Genomic DNA, 16794 nt, shown 5'->3' on the forward strand with positions numbered 1-16794 from the left:
ACAAGGACACGACATTGAGACCCAAGACCCTCATCGCTTCAACCGCGCAAGGCGCGGAGCTGCCCGACCTCGAACGCTTCCGGCTGCGGCGTTTTCTCGAATCGCTCGACGCGACGGAACTCGAACGCCATGACGAACCGGTCGATCTCGCCGACGTCGCCGGCATCATGGAAGGCAATCCGCGCGCGGTCTGGTTCGCACGACCGTCGGGCGGCGCTGTCTCGCTCGCGGGCAGCGTGGCCGCGAGCCGTTCGCGCCTCGCCCAGGCATTCGACACGACGCCCGGGCGGCTGCTCGAAACCGTGCGCGACCGTCTGCGCACCAAAGGCAAGCTCGTCGAGGTAAGCCGCGCGCAGGCGCCCGTGCAGCAGATCGTGCTGACCGGCGACGACTGCGATTTCACGGCGCTGCCCGTGCATCTGCAACACGATCTGGACGGCGCGCCGTATATTTCGGCGTCGATCGATTTCGCCGTCGATCCCGACACGGGCTGGACCAATGTCGGCATTCGCCGGCTGATGCTGCGCGGGCGCCGTACCGCGGGCATCGACCTCGTGGCGCCGTCCGATCTGCGCGCGATCTCGATGGCCCATTCGAAGCGCGGCGAGCGCCTGCCGATCGCCTTCGCGGTCGGCACACACCCGATCGACCACGTCGGCGCGACCATGCGCATTCCCGCCGACGAACTGGAACTCGTCGCGGCATTGCGCGGCGCGCCGCTCGGCGTCGTGAAATGCGTGACCAACGATCTGCTCGTGCCGGCCGACGCGGAATTCATTCTCGAAGGCTATCTCGACGAGCGCGGCCACGCGGAACCCGAAGGACCGTATGGCGAGTTTCTCGGCTACTACGGCGGCATCAAGACGAACCCGGTCTTTCATCTGACGGCCATCACGCATCGCCAGGACGCGGTGTTCCAGACCTGCACGATCGGCGGACGCACGATGGCGCGCACCGATACGGCGCAACTGGCCGCGCTGCGCACCGAAGTGACGGTATGGCGCGCACTCGAAACGGCCGTGCGCGAAATCCGGGCGGTGTATGCGAGCCCGGCCACGGGCGGCATGTTCAACGTGCGCGTCGCGATGCAGCAGCGCGTGCCCGGCGAAGCGCACAACGCGATCGCCGCCGTGTTCGCGTCGCTCGCCAACGTCAAGCACGTCTTCGTGGTCGATCCCGACATCGATATCTTTTCCGACGAACAGATGGATTGGGCGCTCGCCACGCGCTTCCAGGCCGATCGCGATCTCGTGCTGCACAGCGGCATGCGCGCGATGCCGCTCGATCCGTCGCTGGCCGGTGCCGCGGTGACGGCCAAAGTCGGCTTCGATCTGACGCTGCCGCTGCTGCGCCCGGGCGAACAGCGCAATCTCGAACATCGCGTGCCGACGCCGCCCGCGCTCACGGGCACGCGCTTCGATTCGCTCGAAGCCGCGCTGGAACACGGCCCCAAGCGCTTCACCGAACTGATGTCGGCGACGGGAACCCGCGACGGCCGCGAAGTCGTGCGCTGGCTCGAAGATACCGGCGCGACGCGCGCGATCGTCCGCGACGAGGAAGGGCGGTATGCGTTTGCGTGAGCGGGGGTGAGTCTGCGGGAGCCGGGTCATGACTCGTGGCTCATGACCCGGCTCGCCCGGCACCGCGACGCGGCGGCGTTCGCGCCACACCCGAGCGCCACGTCGCGAGACACGCCTGCCGCGAGTCGGGTGTTGTCCCGGTCGCGGATAACCCTGCGCGGCGATAAAATCCAGGCAGCCCTATCGTGCCCTGCTTCAAGGATCGCCGCAGATGAATCTCTCCCTCAAACAACTCAAGGTCTTTCTCGGCGTGGCGAACGCATCGAGCTTCACGAAGACCGCGCAAAGCATGCACCTGAGTCAGGCAGCGCTGAGCGCGATCATCCGCGAGCTCGAAACGCAGCTCAATTGCCGGTTGTTCGAGCGCACCACGCGCACTGTCGCATTGACGGAAGCGGGCCGGCTGTTCTATCCGACGGCGATGAAAATCGTCGAGACGCTCGAGAAGTCCGTGGTCGAACTCAACGAGCTGGGCCGGCAAAAGAAGGCATCGCTGCTGCTCGGCTGCACGCCGATGATCGGCGCGAGCCTGATGCCGCAAGTGCTGGCGCGTTTCGCCGAGATCGAGCCGCACGCGCAGATCGAACTCGTCGACCGGCCGCCCAGCGAGTTGCTGAAGATGGTCGAGGAAGGCGATCTCGACGCAGCGTTCGGGATCTTCTTCTCGCAACTGTCCGGCATCGATCGCGTGCCGATTTTTCCGACCCGGCTCGTCGTCGTGTCGTCGGCGCTTCATGGTGCGAACGGCATCGGCAACGTGCCGCGCGATGGCGTGCCGTGGCGCGCGCTCGAAGGGTTGCCGCTCATCACGCTGCCGAAGGACAACCCGCTGCAACGGCTGATCGAAGCATCGCTGTCGAAAGAGGACGTGACGACAGGACGGCGCACGGTCGTCGGCCATTTGCAGACCGCCATCGCCATGGCACACGAAGGACTCGGCGTGGCGATCATGCCTTCGTTCTGCGAACATATCTGCCGTCACTATCAGGTGCGTATCGACGCGATCCGGCCGGAAGTGGAATTTTCGTTCTATCGGATCACGCGCAGCGGCCGCGATACGCTCCCCGCTCTCGATCAATTCACGCAGATGTTCGCGGCGGCGGCCCAGTTGAGTCCGCTAGCCCAGTTCACCGATCCGGTTCATTGACGCGGAGCGCCGACCCGGTTCTTCGACCCGATTCTCCGGCTCGGTGTTCCGGCTCGGTGCTCCGGACAATGCGGCTCACGCCCGGCGAGCCGCGCATGACTCAGACGCTTCGCATCCCTATGCGAAACACGCTGGCCCCGTTTCGGCAGGCGATGCCATGCCTCGCGCCGCTTTCGCCACCGCGACCTGCGACGAGGGTGGCATGTCTACGCCGTTCTTCACCGCCGTCACTTCCGCCAGAATCGATACGGCGATCTCGGGTGGTGTCCTGCTGCCGATATAAATCCCAACCGGCCCGCGCAGCCGCGCCAGTTCCGTCGCGTCGAGATCGAACTCCCCGAGTCTTTCGCGCCGTGCCGCGTTGTTGCGTCGCGAGCCCAATGCGCCGACGTAGAAAGCACGCGTTTTCAACGCTTCCATCAGCGCGAGATCGTCGAGCTTCGGATCATGCGTGAGCGCGATCACCGCACAACGTTCGTCGAGCTTCATGTCGAGCACGGCATCGTCGGGCATCGAACGGATCAGCGTGGTGCCGGGCAGATTCCATGCTTCCGTGTACTCTTCGCGCGGATCGCACACCGTCACCTGATAATCGAGGCCGACCGCGATGTTGCACAGGTAGCGCGACAGTTGCCCCGCGCCGATCACGAGCATCCGGTAGCGCGGTCCGTGTATCGTCACGAGACGCTGGTCGTTGCAGTCCACGCCGTCGGTCATCCGCGCGGGGCCGAGACGCGCGGCGCCCGTTGCCATGTCGAGCGTGCGCGCCACGAGACGCCCCGACTCGACGGCATAGCACAGCTCGGCGATACCGCTCGCCTCCGTCAGCGGTTCGAGCACCAGTTGAATCGTCCCGCCGCACGGCAGGCCGAAACGATGCGCTTCGTCGGCCGTGATGCCATATTTGACGACCTCGGGCTTCGTCTTCTCAATGCCGCGCCGGCGCACGCGATCGATCAGATCGTCCTCGATGCAGCCGCCGGACACGGAGCCCACCACGGTGCCGTCGTCGCGCACCACGAGCATCGCCCCCTCGGGCCGCGGTGACGACCCCCACGTCCTGACCACCGTCACGAGCAACGCGCGATGCCCCTGTTCGAGCCATCGCGCGCTCGATTTCAATACTTCGAGATTGACACTGTCCACTAGCGATACCTGAATCGTCGTGAATCGACGACAGGTAGTTTAATGGTCGGTTTCAGCAAGGAGAAACGGGGAATATCGATCAGGCGATCGAAAATGCTGAAGAGTGGCGCCGGCTATTTGCCGATCGCGGCCAGGCAAGCCGGCACTCACCCCAGACGCAGCCGCCCTGCCCTTGACACCGGGCAGCATCGGCTGCGAATGGGGCACACTGCCTGCACCTGCACGCGCCGATCAGTTGTCCGGATGATTCGCCGTGAAGCTCGTAAATGCACTGTAGGCCGGATTCAGCGGAGAACCGTTGAGCATGATGCCGTACGTCTCGTCGCCGCTATCGAGCACGTAGTACATCACGGCCTGGATATTGTGCGTCTTGCGGTTCTGATAGAACTCGCCGAGCTGCGTCGTGATGTAGTTCGCACGATAAGTCTCGGTTTGCTCCGGCCCCGTGTTCCATTCGCTGATGATGAACGGCACGCCATAGCGGGCCTTGCAGTAGATCGGCAGATCGAAGCCCGGACCCGCGCCGTCCGTGCCGATGGAAAACGCATCGCCGTACACCTCGTAGTTGTGCCACGTGGTGATGTCCCAGCGCACGGTCGGATAGCCGCCGCTGCCATCGGGCTGCATGCCGTCCCACAACGCATCCGCGGCGCCGACATCGGCCACGCAAAAGTTGATGGCGCATTGCGCGGACGGCTGCACCGACTTCACGCCGTCGATCATGCCGCGCATCACGCCGCGCATCACCGGCCAGTTCGCGTTGTTGAAGTCGGATGCTTTCGTCCCGGCATAGGTGAAGCTGACCACGGTCGCGTTCTGTCTCGTCAGCTCGTTGCCGCATTCGTAGAGGGTCACGCCATACGGCTTCAGTGCGCTGGCGATCGTCCGGGCCACCGTGTAGCCCTGGCTATAAGCCGCCGACTCGCCATTCAGCAGATTGTTGTTGGCGTCGTACACCCCCTGATTGATCATCACGAGCAACGTGATGCCGGCCGACTGAAAAGCCTGCGCGAGATTGACCACCGCATTCAACTGGGTCAGATCGCTGCTGCAGCCGACGCGATAGCTGGTGCAGCCCATGCCCTTCAGAATCGACACCAGTTGTTGCGGCGTGTAGGCGTAGTCGGGGTGACCGTTCATGCCATAGAACATGCCGGGGGACTGCGTGACCGCGAGGCGCGGATCGCTGCAAGCCAGCCATTGGGCGGCGACGTCCGCATTGACGTAGTACTGGCCGCCGGTTCCGCAATGCCAAACCTTGCCGCCGTACCACAGGACGAGCGACACGTTGTACGTGTTGCCGACCGGCGAGCCGTTCCGGTAGATAGAACCGTTGACGAGCGTCCAGATCGCGCCCGCCTTGTCGATGATGTACGGCGACGCCGGCAGCGTGGTGCCGTCGGCCGAGGTGCCGCCAAGGCGCGGATCGTTGCAGGCCACCCAGTTCGAGCCAGTCCATTGGTAGAACTGACCACCGGTTCCCTCGTGATAGATACTGCTGCCATACCACAGGACGAGCGTGACGTTATAGGTGTCCTGAGCTTTCTCGCCGTTGCGATAGACCGATCCCTGCGACAGCGTCCAGACGGCGCCGGTGTTGTCCGTGATCGACGTGGCGGGCGGAATGGATATGCTGCTCGCGGCGTCCGCGTTCGCGCGTGTCGCCGGATTAGCCGCGGTGCCGGGAGAACTGGAAGAACCCGATGAGCCAGGAGAAGCCGAGGCATCCGAAGTCTTGCCGTTACCGTCTCCGGATGCGCCGCCACCGCCACATGCGCTCAAAAGATAGCTTGCACTGAGTGCCGTCAGGCCGCCGATAAATTGACGTCGTTTTACCATGTGGAGTAATGTCCAAGGTCGGGAAAAATCCCGATAAAAAGGCTGAAATGTATTTGCTGAGATTCGGACCGACAGTGCAAAAAGGCTTGAGGAAATAACTCGTCAACCCTTGAAAGCGCGCTGTCCTGAAGTGCTGGGAACGCACATCTCTGATGTCCGATTGGACCGGGGCTCGCGAAAACCGCTTTTCGCGATGGTCCAGATTGACAGGTGCTGGTGCGCAAGTGCTCGCGACTACAAACTCGCGAAAACTTTACCGATTACAAAGTAAAAGTGTCATTTTACGGAAAAATATTCCCATAAACGCTGCAACCGGCGTAAATCGTACCCCGAACATGCCGAGCAGCCTAGAAAAAACGACAGTTGCATCCCAAAAAGGTTATATCTTGCTCAGAATGAAAGAGCTCGCAAAGATTCGTACTATCAACAGAGGATCAGAAGTCTGATACGCGCGAAACTTTCGGACTTCGACCCTGTATAGTCGGCGGCGGACAGCGCGGATGCAAATTGAGGATCGGTCTGTTATGGCCTATTCAATGTATTTGTGTGGCGGATGGGTAGGTGCGGCAGCGAAATTCGTAATCGAATTGAATTGAAATGAGTGAAAGAAATTCGCTGCCGGTGGAAGAGGTCATTCATAGAATAGCTCTCGCATGGCCTGCGATGTTCTCTCGGCTTCCTGTCAGGTGCTCGCACTGGTTCGGGCCGCCGTCCGCCTCGATGACACCCTGAAAATTGCACCTATGACACATCGGCGAAGCACCGGGACAAGCCATAAGTCGTCCGCGGAATGACGCGCCCTTATACCGTCTATCACCACGCCATCGTGGCCGGTCTTGTCATGCTTTAAAACGAACTTTCGCAACAACGGTCGCAGGCGCCTGAGCGCTCTCGCAAGCGAGCCGAATTTCGTCCGGCCACACGAGCTCCCAGCTAGTCAGTTGTGCAATGTCGTGAAATGCCGTCATAAGGACGATCGGGAAAGCAGTAAAGAATGGCGACATTGCCATGACGGAATTCGGTTAATGTGGTCGGCGCGTCTCGGCAACGCGCTGACGGAAATTCCAGCACTCAATGCCAGATATGCGCGGCACATACTCCGCCATTTAACAATCCCTATTGTCCAGCACGATTCAGTGCCTCAATTCTTCGATAAAATCCCACTGCGGAAATCAGGTGCGAGATGAAGAATTCAAGCGAATAGAACGTGATGGACGCAGTGAATATCGCGAACTATTCCACTCGCACCGGCCAATAAAATCATGCAGCATCGAAAATTTGCCTTTCTCACCCCATGTCTGCGCTCGCGTCTGATTCAGATCGCGATGTTGTATGCGATACCCGCCATTACCCATGCCGATTGCATAGACGATGCGGCATCGTTTCAACACGTCAACGTGGGTCTCATGCGTGCCATTGCCCAGGTCGAATCGGGTACGCAAACCCACGTCATTAACCGCAACAGCGATGGAACGTTCGATATCGGACTCATGCAGATCAACAGCTCGTGGCTGCCGCGGCTCGCTCGCGAGGGCATTTCGGAGCAGAGCCTGTTCGATCCGTGTACGAATGCGTATGTGGGCGCATGGATACTCGCGGAGAATATCCGGCAGTACGGCCCGACGTGGAGCGCGATTGGCGCCTATAACGCATCGTCGCCCGAGAAGCGGCTCGCCTATGCCCGCAAGGTGTACGCCACCGCGCAATCCATCGCCAGCTCGCCGGACTCGCCCATGCCCATTCTTCCGCCGTCCTATGTTCCGCCCGAAACCTATAACCCTTTCGCGCCCCTGGAGGTCAACCAGGTCAAGATGAGCGCGCCGCGAGGTGTGCAAGCCGCACCGGCTCCGGCAACGGCGGCGTCTGCCGTTGCGCCGGCTACGCCCGGCTCCTATAACTTCGGCTGGACCATAACCGGAGCGGATGCGGCGAAACCCGTGCAGGTTTTCGACGACGGAACCAAGGTCTACGTCCAGTTCGGCGACCTGAAACACGTGCCGGCCATCTTCGCGGATACGCCACGCGGACGTGTCGTGCTGCGCTGGGAAGCGCAACCGCCCTACGCGATCATTTCGTCGCCGGAGCGCAAGCTGATCTTCCAGATCGGCTCAGCCGAAGCTATTGCACAACGGACAGCCGTTGGCGCAGCAACTGGAACGGCGACTGCGCAGGCGCAGGCCATGGCGGCATCGGCAGCCGGCGTGGTTGCTGCTTCGAAGACCGCTGCGGCGCGCGGGGCAGCCGGGGCGTCGACGGATGCACTCTGGTACATCACCACGTCGTCAACGGCCAAGACAGCCCCAATACCTGCCGCGACTTTGCCTGCGCCGCAGGCCACCATGGGGACGCCCCAGGCTTTGCCGATGAGCGCACAGCAAACGGCGCCGCAAGCAGCACAAAGGACGGACGCCAGCCATATGCCGGCATCCAAGCCACAAGTAACCGCTCCCGGGACCAGCGCCCTGTGGTATGTCACAAAGTGACCTTCCGCAGCGCGGAAACGCGGATGTGCTGCGGTGCCATCGGCCTAACGGCGTTCGCGTGACCCGGGTTACAGGAGCAACTCCACTGGCGCACATCAAGCAGCACCAGCAGCACGTCGAGCAGCAAACTGGCGTGCGCCTGAATCTGAGCCAAGCTGCGGCTGATCTGCTGCGCCGCAGGCGGGAGATGGCAAACGTCGCTGAATGGTTCCATGCGCGATTGGCGTTAGCCGAGCGGTAACGTAATGGGGAAAATCACGTCGATTCGGTTTATATCCCGTGTTGCGTTTCGCGCTGGCCTGGATGCCGGAAGTATCAGGGTACTATGAACAGAAGCGAGATATTATCAATGCTCGCGTAAACCCAACGCATTCAATGGACGAACTGGACCAATTGTGGGGGCGAATCGAGCGCGGCGAGGCACCGGCCACGCTGATAACGCCTATCACTAAAGTCATCCGTAGTCGATTGAACGAACATCAAGACGCACTTGGCATTGGGGAAAAATTTACCTCGGCGAAGCAATCGCAAATCTAGCGCAAAGTCGGCTCTCTGACCGCACCGACTATTGGCTGCGATTCTCATTACGAAATATCTGAAAAGCAGACGTTCCGGCAGCTGAACGTGATGAAAGCTGTACGGCCCACAACGAAGCGATCGATGGCTTTACTTACGAAATCCTCGTTGCGAAATTGGATCGCGTCGCCTAACAAAAGGGGAGAGGCGCGAAGTGGATCGCGTGACGCGAGGCGGGTTAGCCCGCTATCGCGAGATAGGTGTAGAGCGCGACGTCCTCAGACGCCGCGCACTGCTTGGGCCACTTGTTAGCGGATAGGCGAGGAACGCCAGTGCTGGCAAACAAACTCGACCCGGCCGAACCGGATACGAGTATATGCCGTCACGAAGACGTCCTTCAGGATGTTGGACGGAATCATTCCGATCCTCCCTAAAAGGAAGTCAGGACAATTGTCGTCACAGCACGCCATCTATTGATACAATAGCGTCTCGCATAGCCGTGCGGCATCCGGTGTGTCCTTATCACCCTTGCCGAAAACCTGTGCGCCAACACAGGTGCTGCTTTCAGAAAGCCCAAGTTCGCCTCGCCAAAGGTGAACTTGGGCTTTTTGTTTTGTGCTTTCGCACACCCAATTCCTAACAGTTCACGTACTGTACCCGACCCCACTGCCACCCGTCAATCAGTCGGTCATAGAATTAGTCATGAACAAGTGACTGAATTTGTGATTTCGATTCATGACATGCTCATGTATAATTCAGTGAACCCTATGGAGGAGCCTGTGAACGAGCCTATTGAACTCAAGAAAAACAAAGAGCGAAGCCCTAACTTCCCGTTCATCCCCGTGGAGGTTGCCCTCCAGAGAGCGCAAATGTTCTATTCGCATGAGCGACGTGGTGCTGCCCCCCCGGTGTCAGCGGCGCGGCACTGGGGATACTCGGAGACTAGTAGTGCGTTCAAGCAAACTCTCGGGGCACTCAAAAGCTATGGATTACTTGTAGACGACGGGGGGCGAATGCGCCTGACAGAGTCAGCCTTGAGAATTTTGCTCGATTCAAGGCCCGACTCAATCGAGCGAGATAGCCTTATCCGACAAGCGGCGCTGAACCCGCCGATAGCAAGCGAAATTTTTCAGCGGTGGCCAACTGGGCTCCCGTCGGAACATACACTCGCTCACTTCTTGATGTTTGACCGCGGATTTCAAGAAGACGCTGCGACGCGCGTCGTAAAAATTTTGCGGTTGAATGATCATTTTGCGAAAATTTCGCGGAATGAATTCGACGATGATATGCCAGCAGCAACCGCGGCTGTTGGTACGGTTGTCCCAAGCATGTCAGAGCAAGCCAGTGCAATGATGGAGCGAATGGAGGCTTACCAGGCACTCACGAATCCAAACCAGTCACTCGTGAACCCACACCAGCATCACCACGTATTGGTTGACCCCCATCGCGGTGTAAACACTACGCTAGCGTTGACGACGCACGATTTCCCTGCGCAACCGGCCGTCTCTGCTTCGCAACAAACGTCCTCGACGCGAAGCGAAAAGATCATTGATCCTGACGGCATGGACGTGACCTTATCCTTCGGCGGAGAGCCTACTCAAGAGACGTATGAGTTTCTAGCAGACTACGTCCAACTCCGGATAAAGCAGTTCCAGCGCAAGACCTTGCGAACTAATTCATCGACGTCCCCGGCTACCGAGAGCGATACGTAGTAGAGAGGCCGACTGCTTGATCGATTTCTTGCCAATGCGGCCACAGACTCCATCAGAAAGACTGGTGGAGTTTTTTTGATTCAAAGTGGGGGAAATGTGGGTAAAGCAGAGGTGGTAATGAAAAAGCCCCTGAAATCAGGGGCTTAAATTCATTCCTGGCGGAGAGAGGGGGATTCGAACCCCCGATAGGCTATTAACCTATACACGCTTTCCAGGCGTGCGACTTAAACCACTCATCCATCTCTCCGGCGGGGAGCCGAATTATAGCAAACTTCGCGCCTTCCGCTACACCCCCGCCCCACGTCCTCGCAAACCGCCTAAGGATGGCGAATATAGTCCACTAGCGCGATCGTATAAGCATCCGCTTTGCGATCGATCAGACTCACCCCGATCGCCACCAGAAACCCCGCCGGCACGCCGAACACACCTGAGCTGATCGGCTCGATGCCGAACCAGCGCGCACCCGTGAAGCCCGTCATCTGCGTGAAGAACGGGTAGGTCGAGACGATGTAGTAGATGCACACGACGAGCCCCGCCACCATGCCCGCCACCGCGCCGAGCCGCGTCGTGCGTTTCCAGAACACGCCGAGCACGAGCACCGGGAACAGGCTCGACGCCGCCAGCGAAAACGCCGCGCCGACGAGGAACAGGATGTTCCCCGTATTCAACGACGCCACGTACGACGCAAACAGCGCCACCCCGAGCAGCAGAATCTTCGAGATCGTCACGCGCCGCTGGCTCGACGCATTCGGATCGACCATGTGGTAGTACACGTCGTGCGACAGCGCGTTCGCGATCGTCAGCAGCAAACCGTCGGCGGTCGACAGCGCCGCCGCCAGCGCCCCCGCCGCGATCAAGCCCGACATCACATACGGCAACCCCGCGATCTCGGGCGCCGCCAGCACGACCATGTCCGGCTGCATCTGAATCTCGCTCCAGCGCACGATGCCGTCGCCGTTCGTATCGGCGAGGCTGATCAGGCTCGGCTCGACCTTGCGCCATTGCGTAAGCCATTGCGGCAGATCGGCAAAGTGATGGCCGATGAGACTGGTCAGAATCTCGTACTTGATCAGCACGGCCAGCACCGGCACGGTCAGATAGAACAGCGCCACAAAAAAGAGCGTCCAGCCGACCGAGCGGCGCGCCGACGCAACCGACGTCGTCGTGTTGTAGCGCGTGAGAATATGCGGCAGGCTCGCCGTGCCGAGCGACAGACACAGCAGCAGCGACAGAAAATTACGCGCATGCGTGCTGCGGTCTTCGTCGCCGACAGCGGGAAACGGTTCGTGCATCGGCACCGGCGCGGCCGCACGCATCAGCATGTCGTCGCGCTGCTGGGTCCAGACGATCTGCGCAGCCGCCGCATCGCGCGGAAACTGTTCGAGCGCGCGCTCGCGCTCCTTGATCTCGCGCAGCGGACCATTGTGGCGGCGGAGATCCGCGACTTCCTGCGTGAGCCGCTGCTTCTCGTCGACGAACGATTGCGGCAGCATATCGAGCCGCAGTTGCATCAGCGCGGCGCGGCGTCGATAGTCGTCGCGCACGCGCTGTTCGAGCGGCGCGTCGCGCACCTGTTTCTCGAGCCCTTCCATGCGCTCCATCAAGCGTCCGTAGCTGACTTGCGGCACCCAGCCGAGGCCGTCCTTGTGCGCGATCATCGATACCGGGATCAGGATCGCCGCGATCAGGATGATGTACTGCGCGACCTGGGTCCACGTGACCGCGCGCATACCGCCGAGAAACGAGCACACGAGAATGCCCGCGAGTCCGCAGAAAATGCCGACCGCGAAATCGACGCCGATAAAGCGCGTCGCGATCAAACCCACGCCCTGAATCTGCGCGACCAGATAAACGAACGAGCACAGGATCGCGGCGAGCGCCGCGAGGCCGCGCACCGCGTTGCTCGAAAAACGTGTGCCGAGAAAATCGGGAATCGTGTAGCGCGCGAGCTTGCGCACATACGGCGCGAGCAGGAACGCGACGAGGCAGTAGCCGCCGGTCCAGCCCATCAGATACGCGAGGCCGTCGTAGCCGGTCGCGTAGATCGAGCCGGCGAGGCCGATGAACGACGCGGCCGAGAGCCAGTCGGCCGCGGTCGCCATGCCGTTGAACGCCGACGGCACGCGCCGCCCCGCCACGTAGTATTCGACCAGATCGGACGTGCGCGACAGCACGCCGATCACCGCATACACCGCGATCGGCACGAACAGGAACACATAGCCGATCCACACGCCGGGCCCCGTGCGGCGCTCGATGCGCCACATCACGTAGACGAACAGCAGGAAGCCGAGCGTATAGAACGCGTACGAGCGGATCAGTCGATGCGTGAGATTCATTGGCTCAGCGTCCGCGCGCGGCCGGCGCGCTCGCGCCCGCCGTGGTGTTTGCGGCGGAATCTGCGGCGGCCCGCTGCGTCGCGTCCGCTTCGAACGCGCGCTGCAACTGGCGATCGGCGCGCTGCATCAGCACGATGTACACGACGATCAGCGCAAGGTAGATCAGGATCGCGCCCTGCGCGCCGAAATAGAACGGCAGCCTGAAGCCCTCGACGCGCACCTGTTCGAGCGCGGGCGCGAGCAGCGGCACGACGAACGACACGATGAAGCCGAGCGTCATCAGCGCGGCGATCAGCGCGAGATTGAAACGCCAGTACTTGCGATGCGCAAGCGCCATCGCCGCCGAGACCGGTGGCGGTTCGGGCGCGGGGTTCAGCGTGGCGTGAGAGGGACGGTGCGGCGCGGCCATGCGCCTATGTATCAAAAAGGTATCGGCGAGGCAATCGGGATTGTCCGCGCGAGGATGCCGGTCAAGCGGGTTGGTTCGCTCCGGCTCGCTTGACCCCGGCTATTCGAATCAGCAGCGAACGGGGCCGCGCATCGCATGCGCAAGCGGATCGACCGGCAAACCGACAATCCGCCCGCCGCTCGCTTGCGCGGCCCCGCTCATGACATCCTCAACGCCGCGTCAAAGCGACTCGCCGAGCTGATCGAGAATCGCCGGATTCTCGAGCGTCGACACGTCCTGCGTAATCGCCTCGCCCTTCGCGAGCGAGCGCAGCAGACGGCGCATGATCTTGCCCGAGCGCGTCTTCGGCAGGTTCTCGCCGAAGCGGATGTCCTTCGGTTTCGCGATCGGACCGATCTCCTTGCCGACCCAGTTGCGCAGTTCGTTGGCGAGCTTCGTGGCCTCTTCGCCTTGCGGACGCGCGCCCTTCAGCACGACGAACGCGCACACCGCTTCGCCGGTCGTCGCATCGGGACGCCCCACCACGGCAGCCTCGGCGACGAGCGGATTCGACACGAGCGCCGACTCGATCTCCATCGTGCCGAGCCGGTGGCCCGACACGTTCAGCACGTCGTCGATGCGGCCCATGATCGTGAAGTAGCCGGTTTCCTTGTCGCGCACCGCGCCGTCGCCGGCGAGGTAGAGCTTGCCGCCGAGTTCCTCGGGGAAATAGCTCTTCTTGTAGCGGTCCGGGTCGCCCCACACGTTGCGCAGCATCGAGGGCCACGGACGCTTCACGACCAGAATGCCGCCCTGCCCGTTCGGCACGTCCTGGCCGGTTTCGTCGACGACCGCCGCCATGATGCCCGGCAGCGGCAGCGTGCACGAACCCGGCACGAGCGGCGTCGCGCCCGGCAGCGGCGTAATCATGTGGCCGCCGGTCTCGGTCTGCCACCACGTATCGACGATCGGGCAGCGGCCACCGCCGACGTTCTCGTAGTACCACACCCACGCTTCCGGATTGATCGGCTCGCCGACCGTGCCGATGATGCGCAAGGTCGACAGGTCGTAGCTCTTCGGATGCACTTTCGCATCGGCCTCGGAGAACTTGATGAGCGAACGGATCGCGGTCGGCGCCGTATAGAACAGCGTGACCTTGTGCTTCGCGATCATCTGCCAGAAACGACCGGCGTCCGGATACGTCGGCACGCCTTCGAACACGACCTGGGTGCCGCCGAGCGTGAGCGGTCCGTACGTGATGTAGCTATGGCCCGTGATCCAGCCGATGTCGGCGGTACACCAGAACACGTCGGACGGCTTCCAGTCGAAGGTCCACTTCAGCGTCTGCGCGGCCCACAGCAGATAGCCGCCGGTGCTGTGCTGCACGCCCTTCGGCTTGCCGGTCGAGCCCGACGTATAGAGGATGAAAAGCGGATGCTCGGCGTCGACCCACTCGGGCGCGCACTGATCCGACTCGGCCTGCGCGAGTTCGTGCATCCACAGGTCACGCCCTTCGTTCCACGCGACCTTGCCGCCGGTGCGCCTGTACACGATCACGCTCGTGACCTTCTCGCAGCCGCCGAGCGCGAGCGCTTCGTCGGCGATGTTCTTGAGCGGCAAGGCCTTGCCGCCGCGCATCTGTTCGTCGGACGTGATGAGCGCGACGGCGCCGACATCGACGAGCCGTTCGTTGAGCGACTTCGACGAGAAGCCGCCGAACACCACCGAGTGCGTCGCGCCAATGCGCGCGCAGGCCTGCATCGCGACGATGCCCTCGATCGACATCGGCATATAGATGACGACCGGATCGCCTTTCTTCACGCCGCGTTTTTTCAGCGCATTCGCAAAGCGCGATACGCGTTGCAGCAGGTCCCGATAGGTGACGTTGGTGACGGCGCCGTCGTCGGCCTCGAACACGATCGCGACGCGCTCGCCATGGCCAGCCTCGACGTGACGGTCGAGGCTGTTGTACGACGCGTTCAGCTGGCCGTCTTCGAACCACGCGTAGAACGGTGCCTTCGATTCGTCGAGCACCTTCGTGAACGGCTTGTGCCAGCTCAGCGTCTCCTTCGCGAGACGCCCCCAGAAGCCTTCGTAATCGCGCTCCGCTTCGGCGGCGAGCGCCCGGTACGCATCCATGCCGGAGATCGTGGCGCCCTTCGCCGTTTCGGCTGAGGGCGGAAAAACGCGGCTTTCCTGAAGAACCGATTCAATCGCAGACATCGACAGCCCCTTGGTGAAAATAAACGTAAAACCCTGACCGGCGCGCGGATGCGCCCTATCCTGTTGAAGCCGCAACGAACGACCGTGTGCTGCGTTGCCATGCCGCATTGCCATGCTGCGATGCCATGCCGCGATGCCGTCACGCGTACCCGTGCGGCAACGCAGCATTCATGCGCGCCATGCAGGCCGGCCGTTGCGCCTGAACGCTGATGTTCAAACATAAGCGCTGCAACTTACCGGCCACTTACGCGCGCGGCTTCGGCACACAGGCGAAAACCCTTAGACGCCGGACGCGGCATGCTGCGTTAGCGCATCGAGTGCGGTATGCGACGAGCACGCGGCATACCGCGGCCCCGCAGGCATGCAACGCTTTGGCCGGGCACCCGCCACGCCGCCGCAGCGCCCCGCCGCAGTTGCTCGTGGTTGCCCGTCCTTCCCTTTACGCTCGCTCGCACGGTCTCTTACAATGCTAACTGAACTAGCCGCCCGGATTCCAGCTTGAATCGCTACGCCCTGCTTCTCATTACCTCGATGCTGCTCGTCGGCAGCAATGTCGGTATCGGCAAATCGATCGTCGCCTTCGTCCCTGTTCCCCTGTTCGCGCTGCTGCGTTTCGTCATCGCAATGGCCGTGCTGGGGCCGCTGCTGCGCGTCGCCAAACTGCGCCGCGTCAAGCGCGATGAATGGATCAACCTGTTTTTGCAGGCACTGTTCGGCACCTTCGGGTTTACGCTGTTGATGCTCAACGGCGTCGCGCGCACGAGCGCGGTCGCGGCCGGGGTCATCACGAGCACGATTCCGGCGGTCGTCGCGCTGCTGTCGTGGCTGATTCTCAAGGAGCGGCCCAATGGCCGCGCGCTCGCGTCGATCGCGCTGGCGATCGCCGGCGTCGTCGTGATCAATCTCGCGCACGCCGACAAGGGCGCGGGCAGCCCGGGTTCGTTCGCGGGCAACCTGATGGTGCTCGGCGCGGTGTGCTGCGAATCGGTCTATATCATCCTGTCGCGCCGTCTCACGCAAACGCTCGCGCCGCTCGACATCTGCGCCTACACCCACCTGTTCGGCCTGCTGCTGATGCTGCCGCTCGGCATCGGCACGTTCGCGCATTTCGACTATCGCGCGGTGCCGGCGAGCATCTGGATGCTGGTGCTGTGGTACGGGCTGTCGGCCAGCATCTTCTCGTTCTGGCTCTGGATGAAAGGCATCCGCCACGTGCCCGGCAGTCTCGCGGGCGTCTTCAGCGCGGTGCTGCCGGTGGCGGCGGCGCTCTACGGCATCGTGTTTCTCGGCGAGCGGCCCACGCTCGCGCACGGCATCGCGCTCGCCTGCGTGATCACCGGCATCGGGCTCGCGAGCCTCAAGGCGAAGCGCGTGCCGCCGGTCGCCTCGTAGCGCCGCCCGCCCGGCGGCCCCGGCGCCGCTCA

General features: G+C 62.1%; 11 protein-coding genes and 1 tRNA gene. 5 read left to right on the forward strand and 7 right to left on the reverse strand.

Annotation, left to right across the window (positions count from 1 at the left end; genetic code table 11):
- Positions 1–14: 14 nt before the first annotated feature.
- Positions 15–1580: a UbiD family decarboxylase gene (locus tag GXB81_RS14640; protein WP_205989564.1), complete on the forward strand. Its 1566-nt coding sequence runs from the start codon at positions 15–17 to the stop codon at positions 1578–1580.
- A gap of 211 nt (positions 1581–1791) precedes the next feature.
- A complete protein-coding gene (locus GXB81_RS14645) occupies positions 1792–2727 on the forward strand; it encodes a LysR family transcriptional regulator (protein WP_167040405.1) in 936 nt (311 codons plus the stop codon).
- 117 nt (positions 2728–2844) lie between these two features.
- Here the strand turns inward: GXB81_RS14645 and GXB81_RS14650 are convergent, their stop codons facing one another.
- Both GXB81_RS14650 and GXB81_RS14655 read right to left on the reverse strand, forming a co-directional pair.
- Positions 2845–3873 carry an XdhC family protein gene (locus tag GXB81_RS14650; protein ID WP_205989566.1) on the reverse strand — a complete coding sequence of 343 codons (1029 nt, stop codon included), beginning with the start codon at positions 3871–3873 and terminating at the stop codon, positions 2845–2847.
- A 231-nt stretch (positions 3874–4104) separates the two neighbouring features.
- Positions 4105–5712, reverse strand: a complete 1608-nt coding sequence (locus GXB81_RS14655; RefSeq protein WP_205989568.1) for a hypothetical protein — start codon at positions 5710–5712, stop codon at positions 4105–4107.
- 1262 nt (positions 5713–6974) lie between these two features.
- On the opposite strand from GXB81_RS14655, the gene GXB81_RS14660 reads away from it, so the two are divergent.
- The gene (locus GXB81_RS14660; RefSeq protein ID WP_167040411.1) at positions 6975–8195 is read left to right on the forward strand and encodes a transglycosylase SLT domain-containing protein; all 1221 of its coding nucleotides are present in this window, start codon (positions 6975–6977) and stop codon (positions 8193–8195) included.
- On the opposite strand, the gene GXB81_RS14665 is transcribed toward GXB81_RS14660, so the two are convergent.
- Positions 8185–8409 carry a hypothetical protein gene (locus GXB81_RS14665; RefSeq protein WP_167040413.1) on the reverse strand — a complete coding sequence of 75 codons (225 nt, stop codon included), beginning with the start codon at positions 8407–8409 and terminating at the stop codon, positions 8185–8187. The genes GXB81_RS14660 and GXB81_RS14665 overlap by 11 nt on opposite strands.
- A 1081-nt stretch (positions 8410–9490) precedes the next feature.
- Between GXB81_RS14665 and GXB81_RS14670 the strand changes: the two genes are divergently transcribed.
- Positions 9491–10423 (forward strand): hypothetical protein, encoded by a 933-nt coding sequence (locus GXB81_RS14670; protein ID WP_167040417.1) that lies wholly within the window; start codon positions 9491–9493, stop codon positions 10421–10423.
- Positions 10424–10579: 156 nt separating this feature from the next.
- On the opposite strand, the gene GXB81_RS14675 is transcribed toward GXB81_RS14670, so the two are convergent.
- From GXB81_RS14675 to acs, 4 genes are all read right to left on the reverse strand, one after another.
- Positions 10580–10670: transfer RNA gene (locus GXB81_RS14675), tRNA-Ser, on the reverse strand.
- A 70-nt stretch (positions 10671–10740) separates the two neighbouring features.
- Positions 10741–12759: a sodium:solute symporter family protein gene (locus GXB81_RS14680; RefSeq protein ID WP_205989570.1), complete on the reverse strand. Its 2019-nt coding sequence runs from the start codon at positions 12757–12759 to the stop codon at positions 10741–10743.
- A 4-nt stretch (positions 12760–12763) separates the two neighbouring features.
- On the reverse strand, positions 12764–13168 hold the full coding sequence (locus tag GXB81_RS14685; RefSeq protein ID WP_205192726.1) for a DUF4212 domain-containing protein: 405 nt from the start codon (positions 13166–13168) through the stop codon (positions 12764–12766).
- A gap of 219 nt (positions 13169–13387) precedes the next feature.
- The gene (acs, locus tag GXB81_RS14690; protein ID WP_205989572.1) at positions 13388–15370 is read right to left on the reverse strand and encodes an acetate--CoA ligase; all 1983 of its coding nucleotides are present in this window, start codon (positions 15368–15370) and stop codon (positions 13388–13390) included.
- A gap of 498 nt (positions 15371–15868) precedes the next feature.
- On the opposite strand from acs, the gene GXB81_RS14695 reads away from it, so the two are divergent.
- Positions 15869–16762, forward strand: a complete 894-nt coding sequence (locus tag GXB81_RS14695; protein ID WP_167040423.1) for a DMT family transporter — start codon at positions 15869–15871, stop codon at positions 16760–16762.
- Positions 16763–16794: the final 32 nt, after the last annotated feature.

It is taken from the genome of Paraburkholderia sp. Ac-20336, from assembly GCF_017105025.1.
Taxonomy (GTDB): domain Bacteria; phylum Pseudomonadota; class Gammaproteobacteria; order Burkholderiales; family Burkholderiaceae; genus Paraburkholderia.